The sequence below is a fragment of the Yersinia pekkanenii genome, assembly GCF_001152565.1.
In the GTDB taxonomy this organism is placed as follows: Bacteria; Pseudomonadota; Gammaproteobacteria; order Enterobacterales; family Enterobacteriaceae; genus Yersinia; species Yersinia pekkanenii.
Window position 1 is genome coordinate 143,492 of the sequence record NZ_CQAZ01000004.1, and the last position, 19,654, is coordinate 163,145.

Genomic DNA, 19,654 nt, shown 5'->3' on the forward strand with positions numbered 1-19,654 from the left:
GAATCAAAACCCCGTATGATTGCGCGTTTTTAGTACCGCCAAAAAGTGACGACAATGACCCAAACCTTTATTCCCGGCAAAGACGCCGCACTGGAAGACTCTATTTCCCGCTTCCAGCACAAGCTGAACGACCTCGGTTTTAATATTGAAGAAGCCTCATGGCTTAACCCGGTTCCTCACGTTTGGTCGGTACATATTCGCGACCGTGACTGCCCGTTGTGCTTTACCAACGGCAAAGGTGCCAGCAAGAAAGCGGCACTGGCTTCGGCCTTGGGTGAATATTTCGAGCGTTTATCCACTAACTATTTTTTTGCTGATTTCTATCTGGGCAAAGCCATTGCCGAGGGTGATTTCGTTCATTATCCGAACGAGAAATGGTTCCCAATCCCTGAGGATAATCTGCTGCCGAAAGGTATTCTGGATCAGCGTCTACTGACGTTTTACGATCCAGAAGAGGAATTGGTCGCCAGTGACCTGGTGGATTTACAGTCAGGTAATATCAAGCGCGGTATCTGCTCGCTGCCATTCACCCGCCAGTCAGATTTAGAAACCGTCTATATCCCAATGAATATTATCGGTAATCTGTATGTTTCAAACGGCATGTCTGCGGGGAATACCGCAAACGAAGCCCGGGTACAGGCGCTGTCAGAAGTGTTTGAACGTTATGTGAAAAACCGCATTATCGCTGAATCCATCAGCTTGCCAGAAATCCCGGCCGAGGTGTTAAATCGCTATCCAGGCGTGATAGAAGCTATCGCCAAACTGGAAGAAGAAGGTTTCCCGATCCTGTCTTACGATGCCTCTTTAGGTGGCGCTTACCCGGTTATCTGTGTGGTACTGTTTAACCCGTCAAACGGCACCTGTTTTGCCTCGTTTGGTGCACATCCAGACTTTGGTGTGGCACTTGAGCGTACCGTCACCGAGTTACTACAAGGCCGCAGCCTGAAAGATCTGGATGTCTTTACTGCACCCACTTTTGATGACGAAGAGGTGGCTGAGCATACCAATCTGGAAACGCACTTTATCGATTCAAGCGGCTTGATTAGCTGGGATATGTTTAAAGAAGATGCCGACTATCCGTTTGTAGACTGGAGCTTTAAAGGCACCACTGAAGAAGAGTTCGCAACCTTGATGGCTATCTTCAAACAAGAAAAAGCTGAAGTGTATATCGCGGACTACGAACATCTGGGGGTTTACGCTTGCCGAATTCTGGTGCCAGGGATGTCGGATATCTATCCTGCCGAAGACTTGCTGATGGCAAACAACACCATGGGTGTCAGTCTGCGTGGCACCTTATTGGCCCTGCCGGACAGTGATTGGCAACCCGAGCAATATCTGGAGCTGATCCAGCAACTTGATGATGAAGGTCTGGACGACTTTGCCCGGGTGCGTGAACTGCTAGGTATCGCCTCAGGTAAAGATAATGGCTGGTATACCCTGCGAGTGGGTGAACTGAAATCTATGCTGGCGTTGGCTGGCGGCGATTTGGAACAGGCTCTGATTTGGGTGGAATGGACGCAAGACTTCAACTCTTCCGTCTTTACGGCAAAACAGGCGAACTATTACCGTTGTCTGCAAACTCTGTTGTTACTGACTCAAGAGCCGAGCCGTGACCCAATCCAATATCACAGCGCATTTGTGAAAATGTACGGTCAAGAAACAGTAGATGCCGCATCAGCAGCATTAACCGGAGAAGATCGCTTCAACGGCCTGTTCAATGTAGATGAAGATCTGACAGCCTTACCGGCCCACCAAGCACTGTTGGGCGCGTATGAGAAGTTGCAAACGGCTAAACGCCACTATTGGGCCCAAAGCAAGTAAGCACCTGCTGAATGCTCATTCGCGGAAACTTAAAACGGCGTTGTTTTTTTTGCAGCGCCGTTTAATTTATTACTGCAATTATTCCTGACACAAATAAATACCCACCACCCAGTTCAACAATTGCTTTGGTCATAAAAAAACGTCACTTTTTGACGCCGCTCCTGTTGAAAAAACAGCACCTTTAAACAAACATTATTTGCCAAAAACATAAATAAGATAACCAAGTGAATAAAGCGTTAATTTTTAATGAACACAGATAATAGAAATAGCTACAAATACTCCTTTTGGTTAACCTTCTCAACGGCTTTAAAACCGTCTAATCAAAATTTTTTGTAAAAATTAAAATAATTTTTCCTGTTTGATATCAATCCACTAGCACCATTAACCCTATGTTTAATAGTGTTTTACAGCTAACTAAACTCGCGCAATATGATCCACATCAATTTTCAAGCTATACTGCTTTGCTAGTATCTCGCTGTGCTTTATTAACCCTTAAGAGAGAGTTAGTGTGAAAGCTGGCAACCCCTTCGATGCATTATTACCTGCGGCAATGGCTAAAGTAGCCGAAGATGCCGGTGTCTATAAAGCTACCAAGCATCCGCTAAAAACCTTTTATTTAGCGATTACTGCTGGTGTGTTTATTTCAATTGCGTTTGTTTTTTATATTACAGCGACTACCGGTACCGCAGGCGTGCCTTTCGGCTTTGCTAAGTTGGTGGGGGGTATTTGTTTCTCCCTGGGGCTAATGTTAGTGGTGGTATGTGGTGGTGATCTTTTCACCTCGACCGTACTTACCACTGTGGCAAAAGCCAGTGGTCGTATCACCTGGCGTCAACTGGGATGCAACTGGGTTAATGTCTATATTGGCAACCTGTGCGGAGCGCTATTCTTCGTCGCGCTTATCTGGTTTGCAGGTCAATATACGGTGGCAAATGGTCAATGGGGTCTGAATGTTTTACAAACAGCTGACCACAAATTGCACCATACTTTTATTGAAGCAGTGTGTTTGGGCATTTTAGCTAACTTAATGGTCTGCCTGGCGGTTTGGATGAGTTACTCCGGCCGTACCATAATGGACAAGATGTTCGCGATGATTCTACCAGTGGGTATGTTTGTTGCCAGCGGCTTTGAGCATAGCATCGCAAACATGTTTATGATCCCTATGGGTATTGTGATTAAAAACTTCGCTTCGCCTGAGTTTTGGCAATCCATAGGATCAGCACCTGAACAATTTGCTAACTTAACCGTAAGCAACTTTATTATTGATAACCTGATCCCAGTCACTATCGGCAACATCATTGGTGGCGGATTATTGGTCGGGTTAACTTATTGGGTAATTTATCTGCGCGGTGACCAGCAACATTAATATGTGGCCGCTACGTCTGGTTTACGAAAAAATTCACATTAAAAGGTAGCTGCATTATGACCGAACTTAATGAAAAATTGGCCAAAGCATGGCAGGGTTTTACTAAAGGTGACTGGCAGAACGAAGTCAACGTTCGTGACTTCATCCAGAAAAACTATACCCCTTATGAGGGCGATGAGTCCTTCCTTGCTGGCCCTACCGAAGCAACCAACAAGCTGTGGGCGCAAGTGATGGAAGGCATCAAACTGGAAAACCGCACTCATGCGCCAGTTGATTTCGATACCGACGTAGTCGCGACCATCACTTCCCATGATGCGGGTTATATTAATAAAGATCTGGAAACTATCGTTGGTTTACAGACTGAAAAACCATTGAAGCGTGCGCTGATCCCATTCGGCGGCATCAAAATGGTCGAAGGCTCTTGCAGAGTTTACGGTCGTGAACTTGATCCGCAACTGAAAAAAGTCTTCACCGACTACCGTAAAACACACAACCAAGGTGTGTTCGACGTTTATACCAAAGACATCCTGAATTGCCGTAAATCTGGTGTGCTAACGGGTTTGCCAGATGCCTATGGCCGTGGCCGTATCATCGGTGACTATCGTCGTGTCGCCGTTTACGGTATCGACTATCTGATGAAAGACAAACTGGCGCAGTTCAACTCATTGCAGGATGATCTGGAAAACGGTAAAGATCTGGAAATGACCATCCAGTTGCGCGAAGAAATTGCTGAACAGCATCGTGCTCTGGGTCAAATTAAAGAAATGGCAGCCAAATATGGCTGTGATATTTCGGGTCCGGCAACTAACGCCCGTGAAGCAGTACAGTGGACTTACTTCGGCTACCTGGCAGCGGTTAAATCCCAGAACGGTGCGGCAATGTCCTTCGGCCGTGTTTCTACCTTCCTTGACGTTTACATCGAACGTGACATGAAAGAAGGTAAGCTGACCGAAATCGAAGCGCAGGAACTGATTGATCATTTGGTGATGAAACTGCGGATGGTTCGCTTCCTGCGGACCCCTGAGTATGATGAATTGTTCTCTGGTGACCCAATCTGGGCAACTGAGTCTCTGGCCGGTATGGGCGTTGATGGCCGTACTCTGGTGACTAAAACCAGCTTCCGCTTCCTGAACACCCTGTATACCATGGGGCCGTCTCCGGAGCCAAACATGACCATTCTGTGGTCTGAAAAGCTGCCACTGAACTTCAAAAAATATGCCGCTAAAGTGTCTATCGATACTTCATCTGTACAGTATGAAAACGATGACCTGATGCGCCCCGACTTCAATAACGATGACTATGCTATCGCTTGTTGTGTTAGCCCGATGATTGTCGGTAAGCAAATGCAGTTCTTCGGTGCCCGTGCCAACCTGGCGAAAACCATGTTGTATGCAATCAACGGCGGTGTTGACGAAAAAATGAAGATCCAGGTTGGCCCGAAAGAAGCGCCAATGATGGATGAAGTGTTGGACTATGACAAAGTCATGGAACGCATGGATCACTTTATGGATTGGCTGGCTAAACAATACGTTACTTCGTTAAACATCATTCACTACATGCACGACAAGTACAGCTATGAAGCGGCCCTGATGGCACTGCATGACCGTGATGTTTACCGTACTATGGCCTGTGGTATCGCAGGTCTGTCGGTTGCTGCTGACTCCCTGTCGGCTATCAAATATGCCAAAGTAAGCACCATTCGTGATGCTGATGGCTTGGCTGTCGACTTCAATATCGAAGGCGAATATCCACAGTTTGGTAACAACGACTCACGTGTTGATGACATCGCTTGTGACCTGGTTGAGCGCTTTATGAAGAAAATTCAGAAGCTGCGTACTTACCGTGGTGCGGTTGCCACTCAGTCGGTGCTGACCATTACCTCTAACGTGGTTTATGGTAAGAAAACCGGTAACACCCCAGATGGTCGCCGTGCTGGTGCGCCATTCGGTCCCGGTGCTAACCCAATGCATGGCCGTGACCAGAAAGGTGCCGTTGCTTCTCTGACTTCGGTTGCCAAACTGCCGTTTGCTTACGCTAAAGATGGTATTTCTTACACCTTCTCTATCGTGCCAAACGCACTGGGTAAAGACGACGAAGTCCGTAAAGCTAACCTGGCGGGTCTGATGGATGGTTACTTCCATCACGAAGCGTCCATTGAAGGTGGCCAACACCTGAACGTGAACGTAATGAATCGTGAAATGCTGTTAGACGCGATGGAAAACCCGGAAAAATATCCGCAGTTAACCATCCGTGTATCGGGTTACGCAGTTCGTTTCAACGCGCTGACGAAAGAACAGCAGCAGGATGTCATTACTCGTACCTTTACACAGTCGATATAATTCCCTGCCGCAGTAAAATGGCATAAACTTAAAGGCTCCACTTTAGTGGGGCCTTTATTTATCCAGTATTGGAGTAACCTGCAATGTCGGTACTTGGTCGTATTCACTCATTCGAATCCTGTGGCACCGTTGACGGCCCGGGGATCCGATTTATCGTATTCTTCCAGGGCTGCTTGATGCGTTGCCTGTATTGCCATAACCGTGATACTTGGGACACCCACGGCGGTAAAGAAGTTACCGCTGAAGAATTAGTCAAAGAAGCCGTCACCTACCGTCACTTTATGAATGCTTCGGGTGGTGGTGTCACCGCCTCGGGTGGCGAAGCTATCTTGCAGGCTGAGTTTGTGCGTGATTGGTTCCGCGCCTGTCATGAAGAAGGGATTCATACTTGTCTGGATACCAACGGCTTTGTGCGCCGTTATGATCCGGTAATCGATGAGTTACTGGATGCTACAGATTTAGTGATGCTGGATTTAAAACAGATGGATGACAGTGTGCATCAGAATCTGGTCGGCGTATCCAATCACCGAACACTGGAGTTTGCTCGTTATCTGGCAAAACGTAACCAAAAAACCTGGATCCGCTATGTGGTGGTGCCGGGCTGGTCAGATGATGATAAGTCGGCCCATATGCTGGGTGAGTTTACTCAAAATATGACCAACATCGAGAAAATCGAATTGCTGCCTTACCATGAGTTGGGTAAGCACAAATGGATTGCCATGGGCGAAGAATACAAATTGGATGGGGTAAAACCCCCGACCAAAGAAATTATGGACCGTGTGAAAGGTATTCTAGAAAGCTATGGTCACAAGGTGATGTATTGACTGATAGTTATCAGCGAGTGCACTAATACTCAATAAATACCGCCTGCCGGGTTACCTCACAGGCGGTGTTTTTTTGGTGGTTATACCGCCGCGTAAGGTGTCTTTTGTTGATCAGGTTTACGCAGCAACATCATCAAATACACTAAGGCCACACCGGCAATCATGATAAACAATAAATTATCGGAATAATGCTGCATCAACAGTGATGTCATGGTCGGACCGGTCAGGCTGCCAAGGGTATAACTCATCAATAGTGCCTGATTCATCGCCACCAGCTCATCGGCACTGGCTTTTTCGCACGCCCATGCCATGGCTACCGGATAAAGGGTAAAACCGGCACATCCCAGAATAAATAATGCTGGCGCTAAAGCATAATTACCCAAAATTGCTACACTGCCAAGAATGACAACAAATACCTGAATACGCAGGATCAATAAGCGGCCATAGCGGTCCGCCATTTTGCCGATTGGCCACTGACCGATAATCCCTGAGCTGACCAGTAATGCCATCCACCATCCGACGCTGGCATCGCTCATCCCCTGATGGGATAAATACAGCGGCAGCAGCCCATAGAGCGAACCTAGCAGTACACCTGATATAATGCAGCCATGAATACCCAGACGTGCACTACGGCGCTTCAACATCGGCCAAATTGCGATAGCTGAGGACTCACGGTCCCCCTGATGCGAGAAGTGGGCAAATAGCAGCGGCAGCATCGCGGTAATCACCAATACACTGACCCAAGGGATAACACTGAGCAGTTGCGTCGACACCACGCCTAAGAGCAGTTGCCCTGTGACAGTCCCCAGGTAGTAGACCATCATATAAGCCGCCAGTAGCTGCCCACGATTGGTTAAGGTACCACTACGCAGTAACGCGCTCTCGACAATAACCCAAATCAGCGCGCAGGCCACGCCAGCAAAAAAACGCCACCCTAGCCAGCTCCAAAAATCGACCGATAGCATTAGTCCGCATGTTGCCAGTGCGAATAAAATACAGGAATAATGATAACTGCCATTAAACCCAAACCGTTGGATCAATCGCCCTGCAATCAGCGTTCCGACCAGATTCCCGCTAAAATAAGATGAGCTAACCATCCCTACTTGCCAGGTTGGCAATTGTTGGTGGGATAACCATAAAGGCACTAATGTATTTAAAACCGCGATAGAAATCGTGAACAACAAAAGCCCACAGAGCAGAAGTTGCACCGGGCGAGAATATGCGGACATAGTATGACAGGAGCCGTCAGAACGATAAAAAGTGAGCGCATCATGCCACTGGCGATAAAAAAGTCAATTACTCTGCAGGAAGAGATAGCACGATATGTTGGTTAGCGTTTATTGACCACGCTGCATCAGCGTTCTGGCTGTATCTTAAAAAGAAAAAGCGCCCGTAGGCGCTTTATAAATAACAGATTATAGATTAACCCGCATTTTATTAACCAATAATGTCCAGGCCACCCATATATGGGCGTAATACCTCTGGTACCTGAATACGGCCATCAGCCTGCTGGTAATTCTCCAACACTGCCACTAAAGTACGGCCAACCGCCAGACCAGAGCCATTCAGGGTATGAACCAAACGGGTTTTTCTGTCAGTTTTGTTACGGCAACGAGCTTGCATACGGCGCGCCTGGAAATCCCACATATTCGAACATGAGGAAATTTCACGGTAAGTATCCTGCGCTGGCAGCCACACTTCCAAATCGTAAGTCTTGCTGGAGCCAAAGCCCATATCACCGGTGCACAGCAGCACTTTACGGTAAGGTAACTCCAGTAATTGCAGCACTTTCTCTGCGTGACCGGTCAACTCTTCCAGTGCCGCCATTGAATCTTCCGGGCGGGTTATCTGCACCATTTCAACTTTGTCAAATTGATGCATACGAATCAAACCACGGGTATCACGGCCATAGGATCCGGCTTCAGAACGGAAGCACGGTGTATGGGCGGTCATTTTCAATGGCAGAGAGTCTTCTTCCAGGATCTCATCACGAACCAGGTTAGTCAGCGGCACTTCCGCCGTCGGGATCAGTGCATAGTTACTGCAATCCGACTCTTCCTCTAACGGTTTGGTGTGGAATAAGTCTGCGCCAAACTTAGGTAACTGGCCGGTACCGTACAGCGTGGCATGGTTAACCAGATAAGGAACGTAAGCTTCCTGATAGCCGTGCTGCTCGGTATGCAAGTCCAACATAAACTGGGATAATGCACGATGCATACGGGCGATTTGCCCTTTCATCACCACAAAACGCGCACCGGTCAGTTTCACTGCGGCAGCGAAATCAAGGCCACCGGCCATTTCGCCCAGCGAGACGTGATCTCTCACTGCAAAGTCATACTTGCGCGGCTCACCCCAGCGGCTGACTTCAACATTGTCTTTCTCATCTTTACCCATAGGGACAGAATCATCCGGCAGGTTAGGAATAGACAACGCCAGTAAGCGGATTTCGTTTTGTAACTTGTCCAGCTCGGCCTTAGCCGTATCCAGCTTCTCACCCAGCACATTCACTTCCAGACGCAATGGTTCGATATCTTCGCCACGCCCCTTGGCAGCACCAATCAATTTCGATCGGGAGTTACGTTCTGCTTGCAGATTTTCTGTTTCAACCTGTAAAACTTTGCGGCGCTCTTCTTGTTGGCGCAACATCTCAACATCAAGTTTAAAACCTCTGCGAGCAAGTTTTTCGGCGACTGCGTCTAGCTCATTGCGCAGCATATTGGGATCGAGCATGCTAGTCCTGTGCTTGTAGTTATGGATACACCCTGATGACTTGAAATTGCAACGGTGTTAGCAATTACAATGACATGGGGCATAAATGGTTATTAAGGGAGAATTTAACACTGTAAGCGGTGTAAACAGCCACTTATCAAGTGGTTATAGCGCTAACCTTACTGTAACAAAATACGCGTTAACTAATGTAACTAATTGGTTTAAATGATTTTTCATTTGTATTTCTCTTCATTTTATCCGGTTAGTTATCCGGTTTATTGTGCGCTGCTGAGCGTCGAGTATACCCGCTAGCGCAAGCCATTATAAAGAACAAATGATGAAGTGAAGAAATAAATATTTAAGTGTGTTACCGCCAGCCGACCGTTAAAAACTAATTGAACTCCCCCACCCAAAATACTGCATAAAAACACAGTTACCTAATGGGGGGTGAAATCATGCGAGTTGAAGTGATTTACGATAAGCGAAATGTAAAACAGATACCGGGTGCCAACGACTTGATCCTCGCTGAACTAACCCATAGCCATGCTTGACATCAGGCTAAATAATATGCAGGCTGCAATATTAATGGACTAATCAAAGAATTAAAGGAGCATATATATGGCAACAAAATCATTTCATTTCTCCCAAATGGCCGATTTACGTGCTGAAGGTGTTTGCTCTTTACATGCATCCTTCTCATTATCTATTAATGTAACTGAAAGTGGCGTTAAAGAAGGGAAAAAATTATATTTATCTGCATCGCTACTGTGCAATGCTGCTAAGGCTTATGGCTCTGGGAAAATTATTCCTTGGTGTACAGTCAAAAACAATATAGATAATAAAAAATATGTTTTAGACGGCAAAGGAAGGTCATTCGCTCTTAAGCATGATGACATTCTCATAGGTGAATGTTCATTTTTAATACCCATAAAGAAAAACACATCTCCATCCTTAGAAATAGAAGCCGGGTATGTTCTGGATACAGGATATACCGGAACGATTAAACCATTTCCAGGTAAAATGTCCAGACGTATTGTATTAAATAGATTTAAGGATAATTTACTGTGAAAAATTTGATAAAATTATCTTTAGTGACATTATGTTTATTCTTATACCTACCTGCTTTGTCTGCAATTATTCCTGATACTAATTTACGTGCAGATAAACCAACGCAGCAAGCAGTCATGCTTATGGATAAATTAACAACATCAGAAGATAGCGAAAAAAGTGAAATTTTCAAAAAATTCAAAGAACTGTTAGATAAATATCCAGAAAATATTAATGTCAGAAGAATGTACACAAACAACTTACTTGCAGAGGGGCATTATATAGAAGGACTGAAACAGCTTGAACTACTAAACAAAAAACATTTTACCCGTACTGACTTATTGACTGAGTGTATGGTAAAAGAAAGATTAGGCAAAAGAGATGAGGAATGTTATAGGCAAGTTATTCAGCTATCAGAACAACAACAATCTATTGATTCAGATTACATCAACGCACTGTTCTTCACTAATGATAAAAGGTTCCTCCCCTTAAAGGATCATTTAATTAAAGAGCGAAAATTTAAGGAAAGTGACTTTTTAATATTCACACTAGGTAAAGAGAAGATGTTACGAGAACTCTATCCATAGTTTAAGAATACAGGGGGATCCTTCCCCCAATAACTCAGTTTTTTTATTTTTCTATCCATGCTGAGAAAGTAAGCGGAACGCCGTAAGCATAGCGTCGATATTCCACCATTGAGTTATAAGGCATATAGACTTGGCGGCAGCCAACAACATCCACGCCGGTACGATAGGCTTTAACCCCCCGCCACGTTGATCGGATAATTTAAACTCAATACCGCATTGCTTGATACGTTTTGAAAATACTCGCCCGGTGCCGTCATGCTGTTTAAATTTGTCCCGGCAACTATCGCTACATCAGCAATATGAACAGCTCCTACATCGCCAGCGGTTAACGAAGTCTTGGTTGCTAGCTCGCCCAGCTCAAGATTTTCTCGGGCCTCGGACGCGTCAGTAATTTCAGATAAATTATTTTCTATTCTGAAAAATTCGTCCACAACCTCAGCGGCCAAGACTTTAACTTGTCTCGATGCAGATACGCCGGAGAGTGATCCTGTTGCGGTAATAATACCAAAACCAAATAATCCTCCACGAAATAGGCGCCCCCCGCTCAAACGTTTGGGCCGTTAACATCGAATATTAACGTTTATTCCGCAACAGCAAGGCTAGCGGTAGCGTTTTATCGGGCTATTTTGATCCTGCTCAGCCAACCATGCCAGCTTTTCACCAATTTTACCTTCCAGACCTCGGGATGATGGAGAATAGTAGCGGGTAGAGGCCATTTCTGGCGGGAAATAGTTCTCACCGGCAGCATAGGCATGCTGTTCATCGTGGGCGTATCGATACTCGGCCCCTAGCCCCATCTCTTTCATCAACTTGGTGGGAGCATTACGCAAATGTTCCGGCACATCAAAGTCCGGCTTATCACGCGCATCTTGTATTGCTGCTTTAAATGCGGTGTAAACAGCATTACTTTTAGGCGCGCAAGCCAGATAAACAATCGCCTGAGCAATTGCCCGCTCACCTTCTGCCGGCCCCACGCGGGTAAAACAGTCCCATGCAGAGATTGCCACTTGCATGGCGCGTGGGTCAGCATTACCCACATCTTCTGACGCAATGGCCAGCAAGCGCCGGGCAACATAGAGTGGGTCACCGCCAGCCGTGATAATGCGCGCGTACCAATACAACGCAGCATCCGGGGCTGAGCCACGAATGGATTTATGTACTGCCGATATCAAATCGTAGTAACGATCACCTTTGTTATCAAAACGGGCGCTACGCTCACCAGACACTTCTTTAAGTAAATCAGGCGTGAGTACACGAACGCCATTGGCATCGGTTTCTGCCATATCGGCCATCATTTCAAGGCTATTCAAGGCGCGGCGGGCATCCCCCCCGACCAATTCAGACATCATGCGGCGGGTCTCATCTGGCAACTTGATATTCTGCCCACCATAACCACGGCTGCTATCTGCCATCGCCTGATCGATAACTTTTTCGATATCTGCGGCGGTGAGTGCCTTCAGCAAATAGACCCGTGCTCTGGAGAGCAATGCCGAATTCAGTTCAAATGAGGGGTTTTCTGTGGTCGCGCCAATAAAGGTGATGGTACCATCTTCAATATGCGGTAAAAATGCATCTTGCTGGCTTTTATTGAAGCGATGGACTTCGTCGACAAACAAAATAGTACGCCGACCGGCATCGCGGTTTTGCCGCGCCCGTTCGATAGCTTCACGGATTTCTTTAATACCGGAGGTCACCGCAGAAATACGTTCGACATCCGCCTGGCCGTAACGACCAATAATTTCGGCTAATGTCGTTTTACCCGTTCCCGGTGGCCCCCAGAGGATCATGGAGTGTAACTGCCCGGCAACGATTGCTCGCGGTAGCGGTTTACCCGGAGCCAGCAAATGATGCTGACCAATATATTGATCCAACGTCAAAGGCCGCATCCGCGCGGCCAGTGGCTGAAACTCATTTTGGGAAAAATCGAGGGACATATTACTCACACAGACCTCACTGCCGCTGGTCGTCCAGCGTCACACCTTTTGGCAGGGTAAATTTAAACTTGCTGGCGTCGGCTGAGCTATTTTGTTGCCCTTTCAGCGTGTACGCACTGCGCTGCCCATCTTGCTCAACCGCAGTAAAGTTTTTGATAGTACCGGTTGGCGTAACCGTTATTACGAATTGCTTCAGATTACCGCTAGCACTTTTTGGCGTTAGCTCGAAATCATCGCCTTTCTGCTTAACATTGTACTGCTTCCAATCATCTGGATTGTTGCGAGTAATCAGCATAAAAGGTGTGTTGCCAGTAGCATTCTTCAGCCAGGTTGCGGTGGCCTGTTCAACAAATGGGTTGTAGAACCACAAGGTTTCACCGTCAGAAATCAGCACACTTTCGTCCGGTGAGGTCATATGCCAGTTAAACAGATTTGGTCGTTTCACCCACAGCTCACCCTCACCTTCCTGCACCGCAGCACCATCAGAGCTAGTGACTTTTTGCGAGAAATTAGCATGGAAACTGTTCACCTTGCTCAAACGACCTTGTAAGTCGGTACTGGCATCCGCCAAAACTGAAGCTGAAATTAAACCCGATAATAGACAGCAAGCAACAAGCAGTTTTTTCATTATTCTAAATACCTTATAAAATTCTCTGATAAATACGGGTTTACGCTTCTTTGCATCAGGGCCGCAAAGCGGCCCTGTCTATACCCTGCATCTTTCAAGATGCAGGGGTGTTGGCTGCCATCACTCACCCAATTCATTGAGTTATCTCAACTCCTTGGGTTCATTTCGTTGCCGCCTACCTGCAACTCGAAATCTATTGGGTATATGTTAACCGCCTCAGAGTAAAAGGTTACTCATGAGGTGGTGGCGCCAATACTTCACGATTGCCGTTATGGCCCGGCGTACTCACAATCTGTTGAGCTTCCATCTGTTCGATAATACGTGCAGCACGGTTATACCCAATACGGAATTGGCGCTGCACGCCAGAGATTGACGCCCGGCGCTTTTCTAACACAAAGCTCACCGCCTGATCGAACAATGGATCCAGCTCTTCATCGCTATCTAACCCCAGACTACCGCCTTCCCCCTCTTCACTACCACTGAGAATGCTCTCAATATACTGAGGGCGACCACGGGCCTTCCAATCATTAACCACGGCGTGTACTTCCTGATCACGAACAAATGCGCCATGAACACGTACCGGTATTGAGGAGTTAGGTGCCATATACAGCATATCCCCCATTCCCAATAGTGATTCGGCACCGCCCTGATCGAGGATAGTCCGTGAGTCAATTTTACTGGAAACCGTAAATGCAATACGAGTCGGAATATTTGCTTTGATCAAACCAGTAATCACATCAACTGACGGGCGCTGTGTCGCCAGAACCAGATGGATACCCGCAGCACGGGCTTTCTGTGCCAAACGAGCAATCAGTTCTTCAACTTTTTTGCCGACCGTCATCATCAGATCAGCAAACTCATCAACCAACACCACGATGTAAGGCAGTTTCACCAACATGGGCGGTGAGATGTCCATGCTGTCAGATGGCTTCCAGAATGGGTCTGGAATTGGCCGCCCCATAGCTTCAGCTTGAGCAACTCGCTCGTTATAACCTGCGAGGTTACGAACGCCCAATGCAGACATCAATTTATAGCGCCGTTCCATCTCACCGACACACCAGCGCAAGGCATTCGCCGCATCCTTCATATCGGTAACCACACCGGTTAACAAATGAGGAATACCTTCATACACCGACAACTCCAGCATTTTCGGGTCGATCATGATAAAGCGCACTTCATCCGGTGTGGCTTTATACAAGATGCTGAGGATCATCGCATTCACCCCAACCGATTTACCGGAACCGGTGGTACCGGCGACCAGCAAGTGAGGCATTTTGGCTAAATCAGCCACCACTGGCTGCCCAGAGATGTCTTTACCCAGCACGATGGCGAGTGGTGAAGGATTATCACGGAATTGGGCGCAATCAAGCACCTCTCGCAGATAAACCGTCTGACGATGTTTGTTGGGTAGTTCAAGCCCAACATAAGGTTTTCCTGGGATCACTTCCACAACACGCACCGCAATAGCCGAGAGCGAGCGGGCCAAATCGCGGGAAAGATTAGAAATGCGTGAAGCTTTGACACCCGGAGCCAGGTCCAGCTCAAAACGGGTGATGACCGGCCCCGGAGAAATACCCACGACTTCCGCTTTCACCCGATAATCACCTAAGCGCGCCTCAACCAGACGCGCGGTTTGCTCCAAGGCAAACATATCGATCGGTTCCTCCTCCGCAGGCGGTGAAGAAAGCAAATCAAGCGTAGGTAATGGCGTCGTTGGTTTTATCAACGGCTGGTCATTACGCATCAGGAAGGGATGAATCAGACTGTCCATCGCCGAAGCCGGTGGTGCTTGTAAAGTGGGTGGTACTGGCGCGGTTGGCTGAACAACAGATTGCGGTGAATCAGGTTGATTATATGCGGGTGGCGTATTTACAGACGGAGAATAAACAGGTTGAACCGGCGTTAATTGCTCTGAATGTGTTTGATGCGCGGATACCTGCTGATATGGCGCTACCTGCTCAGGATAATCTGGTGTCAATGTGGCGTCTTCCACATCGAGCGATACCGATTCTTCAGCATATGGCGAAAGTGTAAACAGTGGCTCACGCGGACTGTCATCAACGAGATCGGCTACCGGAGAGAAGGTAAAGGCGCTACGGGTATCAACCGACTGCATTCCTTGAACGTTCTCGCGGTGAGTACTCTTTTCAAGTTGACTATTTTCATGTTGACTCGCGCTATAGCGACGCTGCTGTTGCGCGGCAAAGGCCTGCCGCAATGCTGCCTCTTCCAAAGCTTGCGCATCGTCCGGATCGAGAGCCGAGAAACTATTAACATCTGCTTCGGCTGATTGCCCGTAGCGCTCTGATTGCTGATCGGCAAAGGCGTTACGCAACATAGCCTGCTCTAACGCGGCATCATCTTCAGGCGAGGTAGCGGTACCGATAGCGTCGACCTGAGGACTTTGCACCTCGTCCCCACGCAATTCACGTTGCTCTTGCTCCGCCATACGCTGAGACGGCAGTTTAATACCATAAGATGCCAGCTCACGCCGCGTTGGAATACGCACAGGATTCGGCCGTGGTAACTCCGGACCTAACCCCTGTTTTACCTGAGAACTGCTGTCACTGGTGGCGGTAAATGCTGGCATGAATGTGGCTGCGGCGGCACTTGCTGCGGCTATACCGGCTGTTGATATTGAGCCAAATGCTGCGGTCGGATTGTTTGCCAAGCCAGCGGCAGTCAAACCATCAATAGCCGTACCCAATCCAGGGTTTATATAAGGCGGACTTTCCACCTGATCGCTTTGTCGCTGTGCGGTAGAAAAATCGAATGGCGAATGGCTGACAGGTGCTGTTGGCTTATCCCATGACCCCATTTGAGGCTCATGCCGTTCTGGCGGTGTATCAACGCGCATTTGCACTAGAGGTGGCGTATCTTGTGGAATTTCAAATGAATACAGTGGCGGGGTCACCGCCACATTGGCAGATACCGGCGTGGTCGGATGGTTAACAAAGCCTTCATTAACAAAACCCAGGTCGACAACGCCATGACGACCAACCGGATCAATCGAGCCTATCGCCGGAGCGGTTGATAACGCAGACTGTTTATTATCAGTAGCACGTAATGTGCTCAATAATGGATCATGGTTATCTTCGGTTGCATCCACCCGTGGTGACCCATCAATTGAGTTGGCCGGTGCATCGGTAACCGACGGCGCAGAGAGCAGTATATCGTTGTCGTCAGCATAGGTAGAATTTGCCGCCAGTGCAGTTGCTGCAACGCCCGCAGTCGCGGCCTTGCTCACTACAATGCCTTTTTCTTGCCCGGCGGTATTTGCATCATCTACGTGGTAGTCGTCATCTTCATCGTCATAGTGTTCTTCATGGCGAGAACGATTAGTCATAAAGGTCAGCGAACCTAATACCACCCCGCCAATTTTCTCAGCAATAACCAACCATGACCACCCCGTAAAGAGTGTCAAACCGACAGCCCAGATACAGAGTAAAGTCAGGGTAGCACCCACACCGTTGAACCACGGCAACATGGCATTACTGAATAAACTGCCAATGACCCCGCCGGAGGCAAAGTAATAGAGATCGTCAACGTTCAATGCAGCCAAACCGCATGAGGTTAAAATCAGGGCTAATGTGCCAATCAGACGTAATGAAAGTGCAAAGTAATCGACGTATTCACTGGCATCGCGCTGACGGAATGCCGCCCAGCACAACATAACCATAATGACAGGGATTGCATAAGCCAACACACCAAAGGTGAAGAACAGTGTATCAGCCATCCAGGCACCAATACCCCCACCAAGATTGTGGATAGGCTCGTGCCATGCCGTCTGGGACCAACTTGGGTCCGAAGGGTTGAAACTCAGCAGCGCCGCCATAAGGTAGGCCGCCAGAATGGTTACCACAATTAAAACAGCCTCAAGCAAACGACGCCCACTGCTGAGTTTTTTTAGGGTAACATCTTTATCTTCTGTATATTCCTGGCTCAAGAAAGGCTCTCCAGGTTCCTGTTGACTGGTATGAGTAACAACGCCGAGAACCCTCCCGGCGTTGAAACTGTATGAATAAACAGGAGTGTAACCAAATTACTCAGGTTTTGCACCTGCCTGTTTACCGAGTTTTAATAACCAAACGGTTACTCTGCTTCACTTCTTCCATGACCACATAGGTACGGGTATCGTTGACACCCGGCAGTCTAAGCAAGGTCTCACCCAGTAATGTGCGGTAAGCGGACATATCCGGTACTCGGGTTTTCAACAAATAGTCGAAATCGCCAGAAACCAAGTGACACTCTTGAATTTCCTCAAGATCTTTAACTGCTGCATTAAATTGCTCAAACACATCCGGAGCGCCACGATTCAGAGTAATCTCAACGATAACCAGCAATGACGCATCCAAATAGTTTGGATTAAGCAATGCCGTATAGCCATGGATGAAGCCCTGACGCTCTAAGCGGCGAACCCGTTCCAAACATGGTGTTGGTGACAATCCTACTCGTTTTGAAAGCTCAACGTTAGAGATGCGCCCATCCTTTTGTAATTCATTCAGGATGTTACGATCAATACGATCAAGCTCTTTCCCCGGGCGTTTTTTATTATCTATCATCTTATTGTCTCTCTTAATTTCTTTGAGTCTGTGACATGCTCTTATTGTATATAAATTTCGAGCCTGCTACAGACTACGACCCGCAGCCTGTTTTATGCAAATATATCAACACGTTGTTATCTCACACCCGGTCTGTCCAACTGTATGCGAGTACTCGATGATTATTGGCGTTGAGGAAGAGATAGCGCATCACAAACAACCGTAGAAACACCCCCCTACAGTTGTTTGAGAACTTACTCCACATGCCATCCAGCATTAATCGAAAACATTCCAGGGTTTTCGCTTGGTATCACTGATACCAAATCTGAAATCATGGCGCGCAGATAATTTCTTCTTCCACGGATGTTTTCGCAAATGCGCAGCCGATTGTCAAAGTAAAAGAAGTTAAATCAGTACAACGTGCCAGAATTAAAATCTCAGAGGCCATTCCTGACCACTTTTTCACCACTAAATTGCTATAAAACGAAGTAAAAGAGCCTACTGACGATAAGGCTATATTTTCAGCTATCGGCCCGCAGGCCACATCGTTTATGGGGTTTAAGTCGGTTTGAGCTATTTGAGCCATTATCTGAAGATATAATTTGCTCCTATTTATTAATTGTTTTAATCCCGTTAGCCGCTAACTGCCGATTCTTAATACATTTAGGGTGTTAAATAGGTATCACCTATCAAAATAATCGCTAACAACATTTTTGCCTGCTTTTTTTAATGCGCGATTTTCCCTACAATCGCTAACATTGTCCGCCATTGTGGGAAAGAGGTATTCATGAGCACGGCTAAACATAGCAAATTGATTATTTTGGGTTCTGGCCCTGCGGGTTATACCGCGGCAGTTTATGCTGCACGAGCCAACCTGAAACCAGTATTGATTACCGGAATGGAAAAAGGCGGTCAGTTGACCACCACCACCGATGTGGAAAACTGGCCGGGTGATCCTGAAGGTTTAACCGGCCCGGCCCTGATGGAACGGATGCATGCCCATGCAGAAAAATTCCAGACAGAAATTCTGTTCGATCATATCAACAGCGTTGATTTGCAAACTCGCCCATTCCGCCTGTTTGGGGACGGTAGCGAGTACACCTGCGATGCGCTAATTATTGCGACCGGTGCATCTGCCCGCTATCTGGGTATGGCGTCAGAAGAAGCATTTAAAGGCAAAGGGGTTTCTGCCTGCGCGACCTGCGACGGTTTCTTCTACCGTAACCAGAAGGTTGCGGTTGTCGGTGGGGGTAATACCGCAGTTGAAGAAGCATTGTATCTGGCCAATATCGCCGCTGAAGTTCATTTGATTCACCGTCGTGATAGCTTCCGTTCAGAGAAAATTCTGATCGACCGCCTGATGGAGAAAGTGAAAAACGGCAATATCGTGCTACACACTGATCGTACTTTGGATGAAGTCTTGGGTGATGATATGGGTGTAACCGGTGTACGCCTGAAATCGACCCACAGCGGCGAGACTGAAGAAATTGCAGTTGCTGGTGTATTCATTGCCATCGGCCACAGCCCTAATACCGCTATCTTTGGTGATCAGTTGGCACTGGAAAATGGTTACATTAAAGTTCAGTCTGGTATTCAAGGCAATGCCACACAAACCTCAATTCCAGGGGTGTTTGCTGCGGGCGATGTTATGGACCATATCTATCGTCAGGCCATCACCTCAGCCGGTACCGGCTGTATGGCTGCACTGGATGCAGAGCGTTATCTGGATGGGTTAGTCAACGATAAATAACGCTTCCGCTCGCGGATTCAAGTTTTAATGTGACGGGGAGTTGACGATAAGTGAACTGCCCGTTTTTTTTTATTTTCGCTTGTTCGCATCTCAATGAAAACAGTATAT

At 47.3% G+C, this 19,654-nt stretch carries 14 protein-coding genes; 7 read left to right on the forward strand and 7 right to left on the reverse strand.

Going from position 1 to position 19,654, the window contains the following annotated elements:
• The first annotated feature begins 54 nt into the window (after nucleotides 1–54).
• From ycaO to pflA, 4 genes are all read left to right on the forward strand, one after another.
• Nucleotides 55–1,821, forward strand: coding sequence for a 30S ribosomal protein S12 methylthiotransferase accessory factor YcaO (gene ycaO, locus AEP37_RS03285; protein ID WP_049609788.1), 1,767 nt, complete (start codon nucleotides 55–57; stop codon nucleotides 1,819–1,821).
• Nucleotides 1,822–2,329: 508 nt separating this feature from the next.
• A complete protein-coding gene (focA, locus tag AEP37_RS03290; RefSeq protein WP_049609793.1) occupies nucleotides 2,330–3,187 on the forward strand; it encodes a formate transporter FocA in 858 nt (285 codons plus the stop codon).
• Between the two features lie 56 nt (nucleotides 3,188–3,243).
• Entirely contained in the window at nucleotides 3,244–5,526 is a 2,283-nt protein-coding gene (pflB, locus tag AEP37_RS03295) for a formate C-acetyltransferase (protein ID WP_049609796.1), read from the forward strand.
• Nucleotides 5,527–5,609: 83 nt separating this feature from the next.
• Nucleotides 5,610–6,350: a pyruvate formate lyase 1-activating protein gene (pflA, locus tag AEP37_RS03300; RefSeq protein WP_049609799.1), complete on the forward strand. Its 741-nt coding sequence runs from the start codon at nucleotides 5,610–5,612 to the stop codon at nucleotides 6,348–6,350.
• A gap of 80 nt (nucleotides 6,351–6,430) precedes the next feature.
• Here the strand turns inward: pflA and AEP37_RS03305 are convergent, their stop codons facing one another.
• Nucleotides 6,431–7,579 carry an MFS transporter gene (locus AEP37_RS03305; protein ID WP_049609802.1) on the reverse strand — a complete coding sequence of 383 codons (1,149 nt, stop codon included), beginning with the start codon at nucleotides 7,577–7,579 and terminating at the stop codon, nucleotides 6,431–6,433.
• Nucleotides 7,580–7,787: 208 nt separating this feature from the next.
• Nucleotides 7,788–9,080 (reverse strand): serine--tRNA ligase, encoded by a 1,293-nt coding sequence (serS, locus tag AEP37_RS03310; protein ID WP_049609804.1) that lies wholly within the window; start codon nucleotides 9,078–9,080, stop codon nucleotides 7,788–7,790.
• 597 nt (nucleotides 9,081–9,677) lie between these two features.
• Here serS and AEP37_RS03315 point away from each other — a divergent pair.
• Together AEP37_RS03315 and AEP37_RS03320 are read left to right on the forward strand one after the other, a co-directional pair.
• The gene (locus AEP37_RS03315; protein WP_049609808.1) at nucleotides 9,678–10,127 is read left to right on the forward strand and encodes a hypothetical protein; all 450 of its coding nucleotides are present in this window, start codon (nucleotides 9,678–9,680) and stop codon (nucleotides 10,125–10,127) included.
• Nucleotides 10,124–10,693, forward strand: coding sequence for a hypothetical protein (locus AEP37_RS03320; protein WP_049609812.1), 570 nt, complete (start codon nucleotides 10,124–10,126; stop codon nucleotides 10,691–10,693). The genes AEP37_RS03315 and AEP37_RS03320 overlap by 4 nt, the downstream gene beginning before the upstream one ends.
• A 170-nt stretch (nucleotides 10,694–10,863) precedes the next feature.
• Here the strand turns inward: AEP37_RS03320 and AEP37_RS03325 are convergent, their stop codons facing one another.
• From AEP37_RS03325 to lrp, 5 genes are all read right to left on the reverse strand, one after another.
• The gene (locus AEP37_RS03325) at nucleotides 10,864–11,241 is read right to left on the reverse strand and encodes a pyocin knob domain-containing protein (RefSeq protein WP_049609815.1); all 378 of its coding nucleotides are present in this window, start codon (nucleotides 11,239–11,241) and stop codon (nucleotides 10,864–10,866) included.
• A 51-nt stretch (nucleotides 11,242–11,292) separates the two neighbouring features.
• The gene (locus tag AEP37_RS03330; protein WP_049609818.1) at nucleotides 11,293–12,636 is read right to left on the reverse strand and encodes a replication-associated recombination protein A; all 1,344 of its coding nucleotides are present in this window, start codon (nucleotides 12,634–12,636) and stop codon (nucleotides 11,293–11,295) included.
• A gap of 7 nt (nucleotides 12,637–12,643) precedes the next feature.
• Nucleotides 12,644–13,255: an outer membrane lipoprotein chaperone LolA gene (gene lolA, locus AEP37_RS03335; protein WP_049609821.1), complete on the reverse strand. Its 612-nt coding sequence runs from the start codon at nucleotides 13,253–13,255 to the stop codon at nucleotides 12,644–12,646.
• A 229-nt stretch (nucleotides 13,256–13,484) separates the two neighbouring features.
• On the reverse strand, nucleotides 13,485–17,201 hold the full coding sequence (locus AEP37_RS03340; RefSeq protein ID WP_049609826.1) for a DNA translocase FtsK: 3,717 nt from the start codon (nucleotides 17,199–17,201) through the stop codon (nucleotides 13,485–13,487).
• A 121-nt stretch (nucleotides 17,202–17,322) separates the two neighbouring features.
• Nucleotides 17,323–17,817 (reverse strand): leucine-responsive transcriptional regulator Lrp, encoded by a 495-nt coding sequence (lrp, locus tag AEP37_RS03345; protein ID WP_049609830.1) that lies wholly within the window; start codon nucleotides 17,815–17,817, stop codon nucleotides 17,323–17,325.
• 766 nt (nucleotides 17,818–18,583) lie between these two features.
• Between lrp and trxB the strand changes: the two genes are divergently transcribed.
• A complete protein-coding gene (gene trxB / locus AEP37_RS03355) occupies nucleotides 18,584–19,546 on the forward strand; it encodes a thioredoxin-disulfide reductase (protein ID WP_049609838.1) in 963 nt (320 codons plus the stop codon).
• Nucleotides 19,547–19,654: the final 108 nt, after the last annotated feature.

Coding starts and splice junctions, on each gene's coding strand:
- ycaO (WP_049609788.1), top strand. CDS start 55: ATGACCCAAACCTTTATTCCCGGCAAAGACGCCGCACTGGAAGACTCT.
- pflB (WP_049609796.1), top strand. CDS start 3,244: ATGACCGAACTTAATGAAAAATTGGCCAAAGCATGGCAGGGTTTTACT.
- pflA (WP_049609799.1), top strand. CDS start 5,610: ATGTCGGTACTTGGTCGTATTCACTCATTCGAATCCTGTGGCACCGTT.
- AEP37_RS03305 (WP_049609802.1), bottom strand. CDS start 7,579: ATGTCCGCATATTCTCGCCCGGTGCAACTTCTGCTCTGTGGGCTTTTG.
- serS (WP_049609804.1), bottom strand. CDS start 9,080: ATGCTCGATCCCAATATGCTGCGCAATGAGCTAGACGCAGTCGCCGAA.
- AEP37_RS03315 (WP_049609808.1), top strand. CDS start 9,678: ATGGCAACAAAATCATTTCATTTCTCCCAAATGGCCGATTTACGTGCT.
- lolA (WP_049609821.1), bottom strand. CDS start 13,255: ATGAAAAAACTGCTTGTTGCTTGCTGTCTATTATCGGGTTTAATTTCA.
- lrp (WP_049609830.1), bottom strand. CDS start 17,817: ATGATAGATAATAAAAAACGCCCGGGGAAAGAGCTTGATCGTATTGAT.
- trxB (WP_049609838.1), top strand. CDS start 18,584: ATGAGCACGGCTAAACATAGCAAATTGATTATTTTGGGTTCTGGCCCT.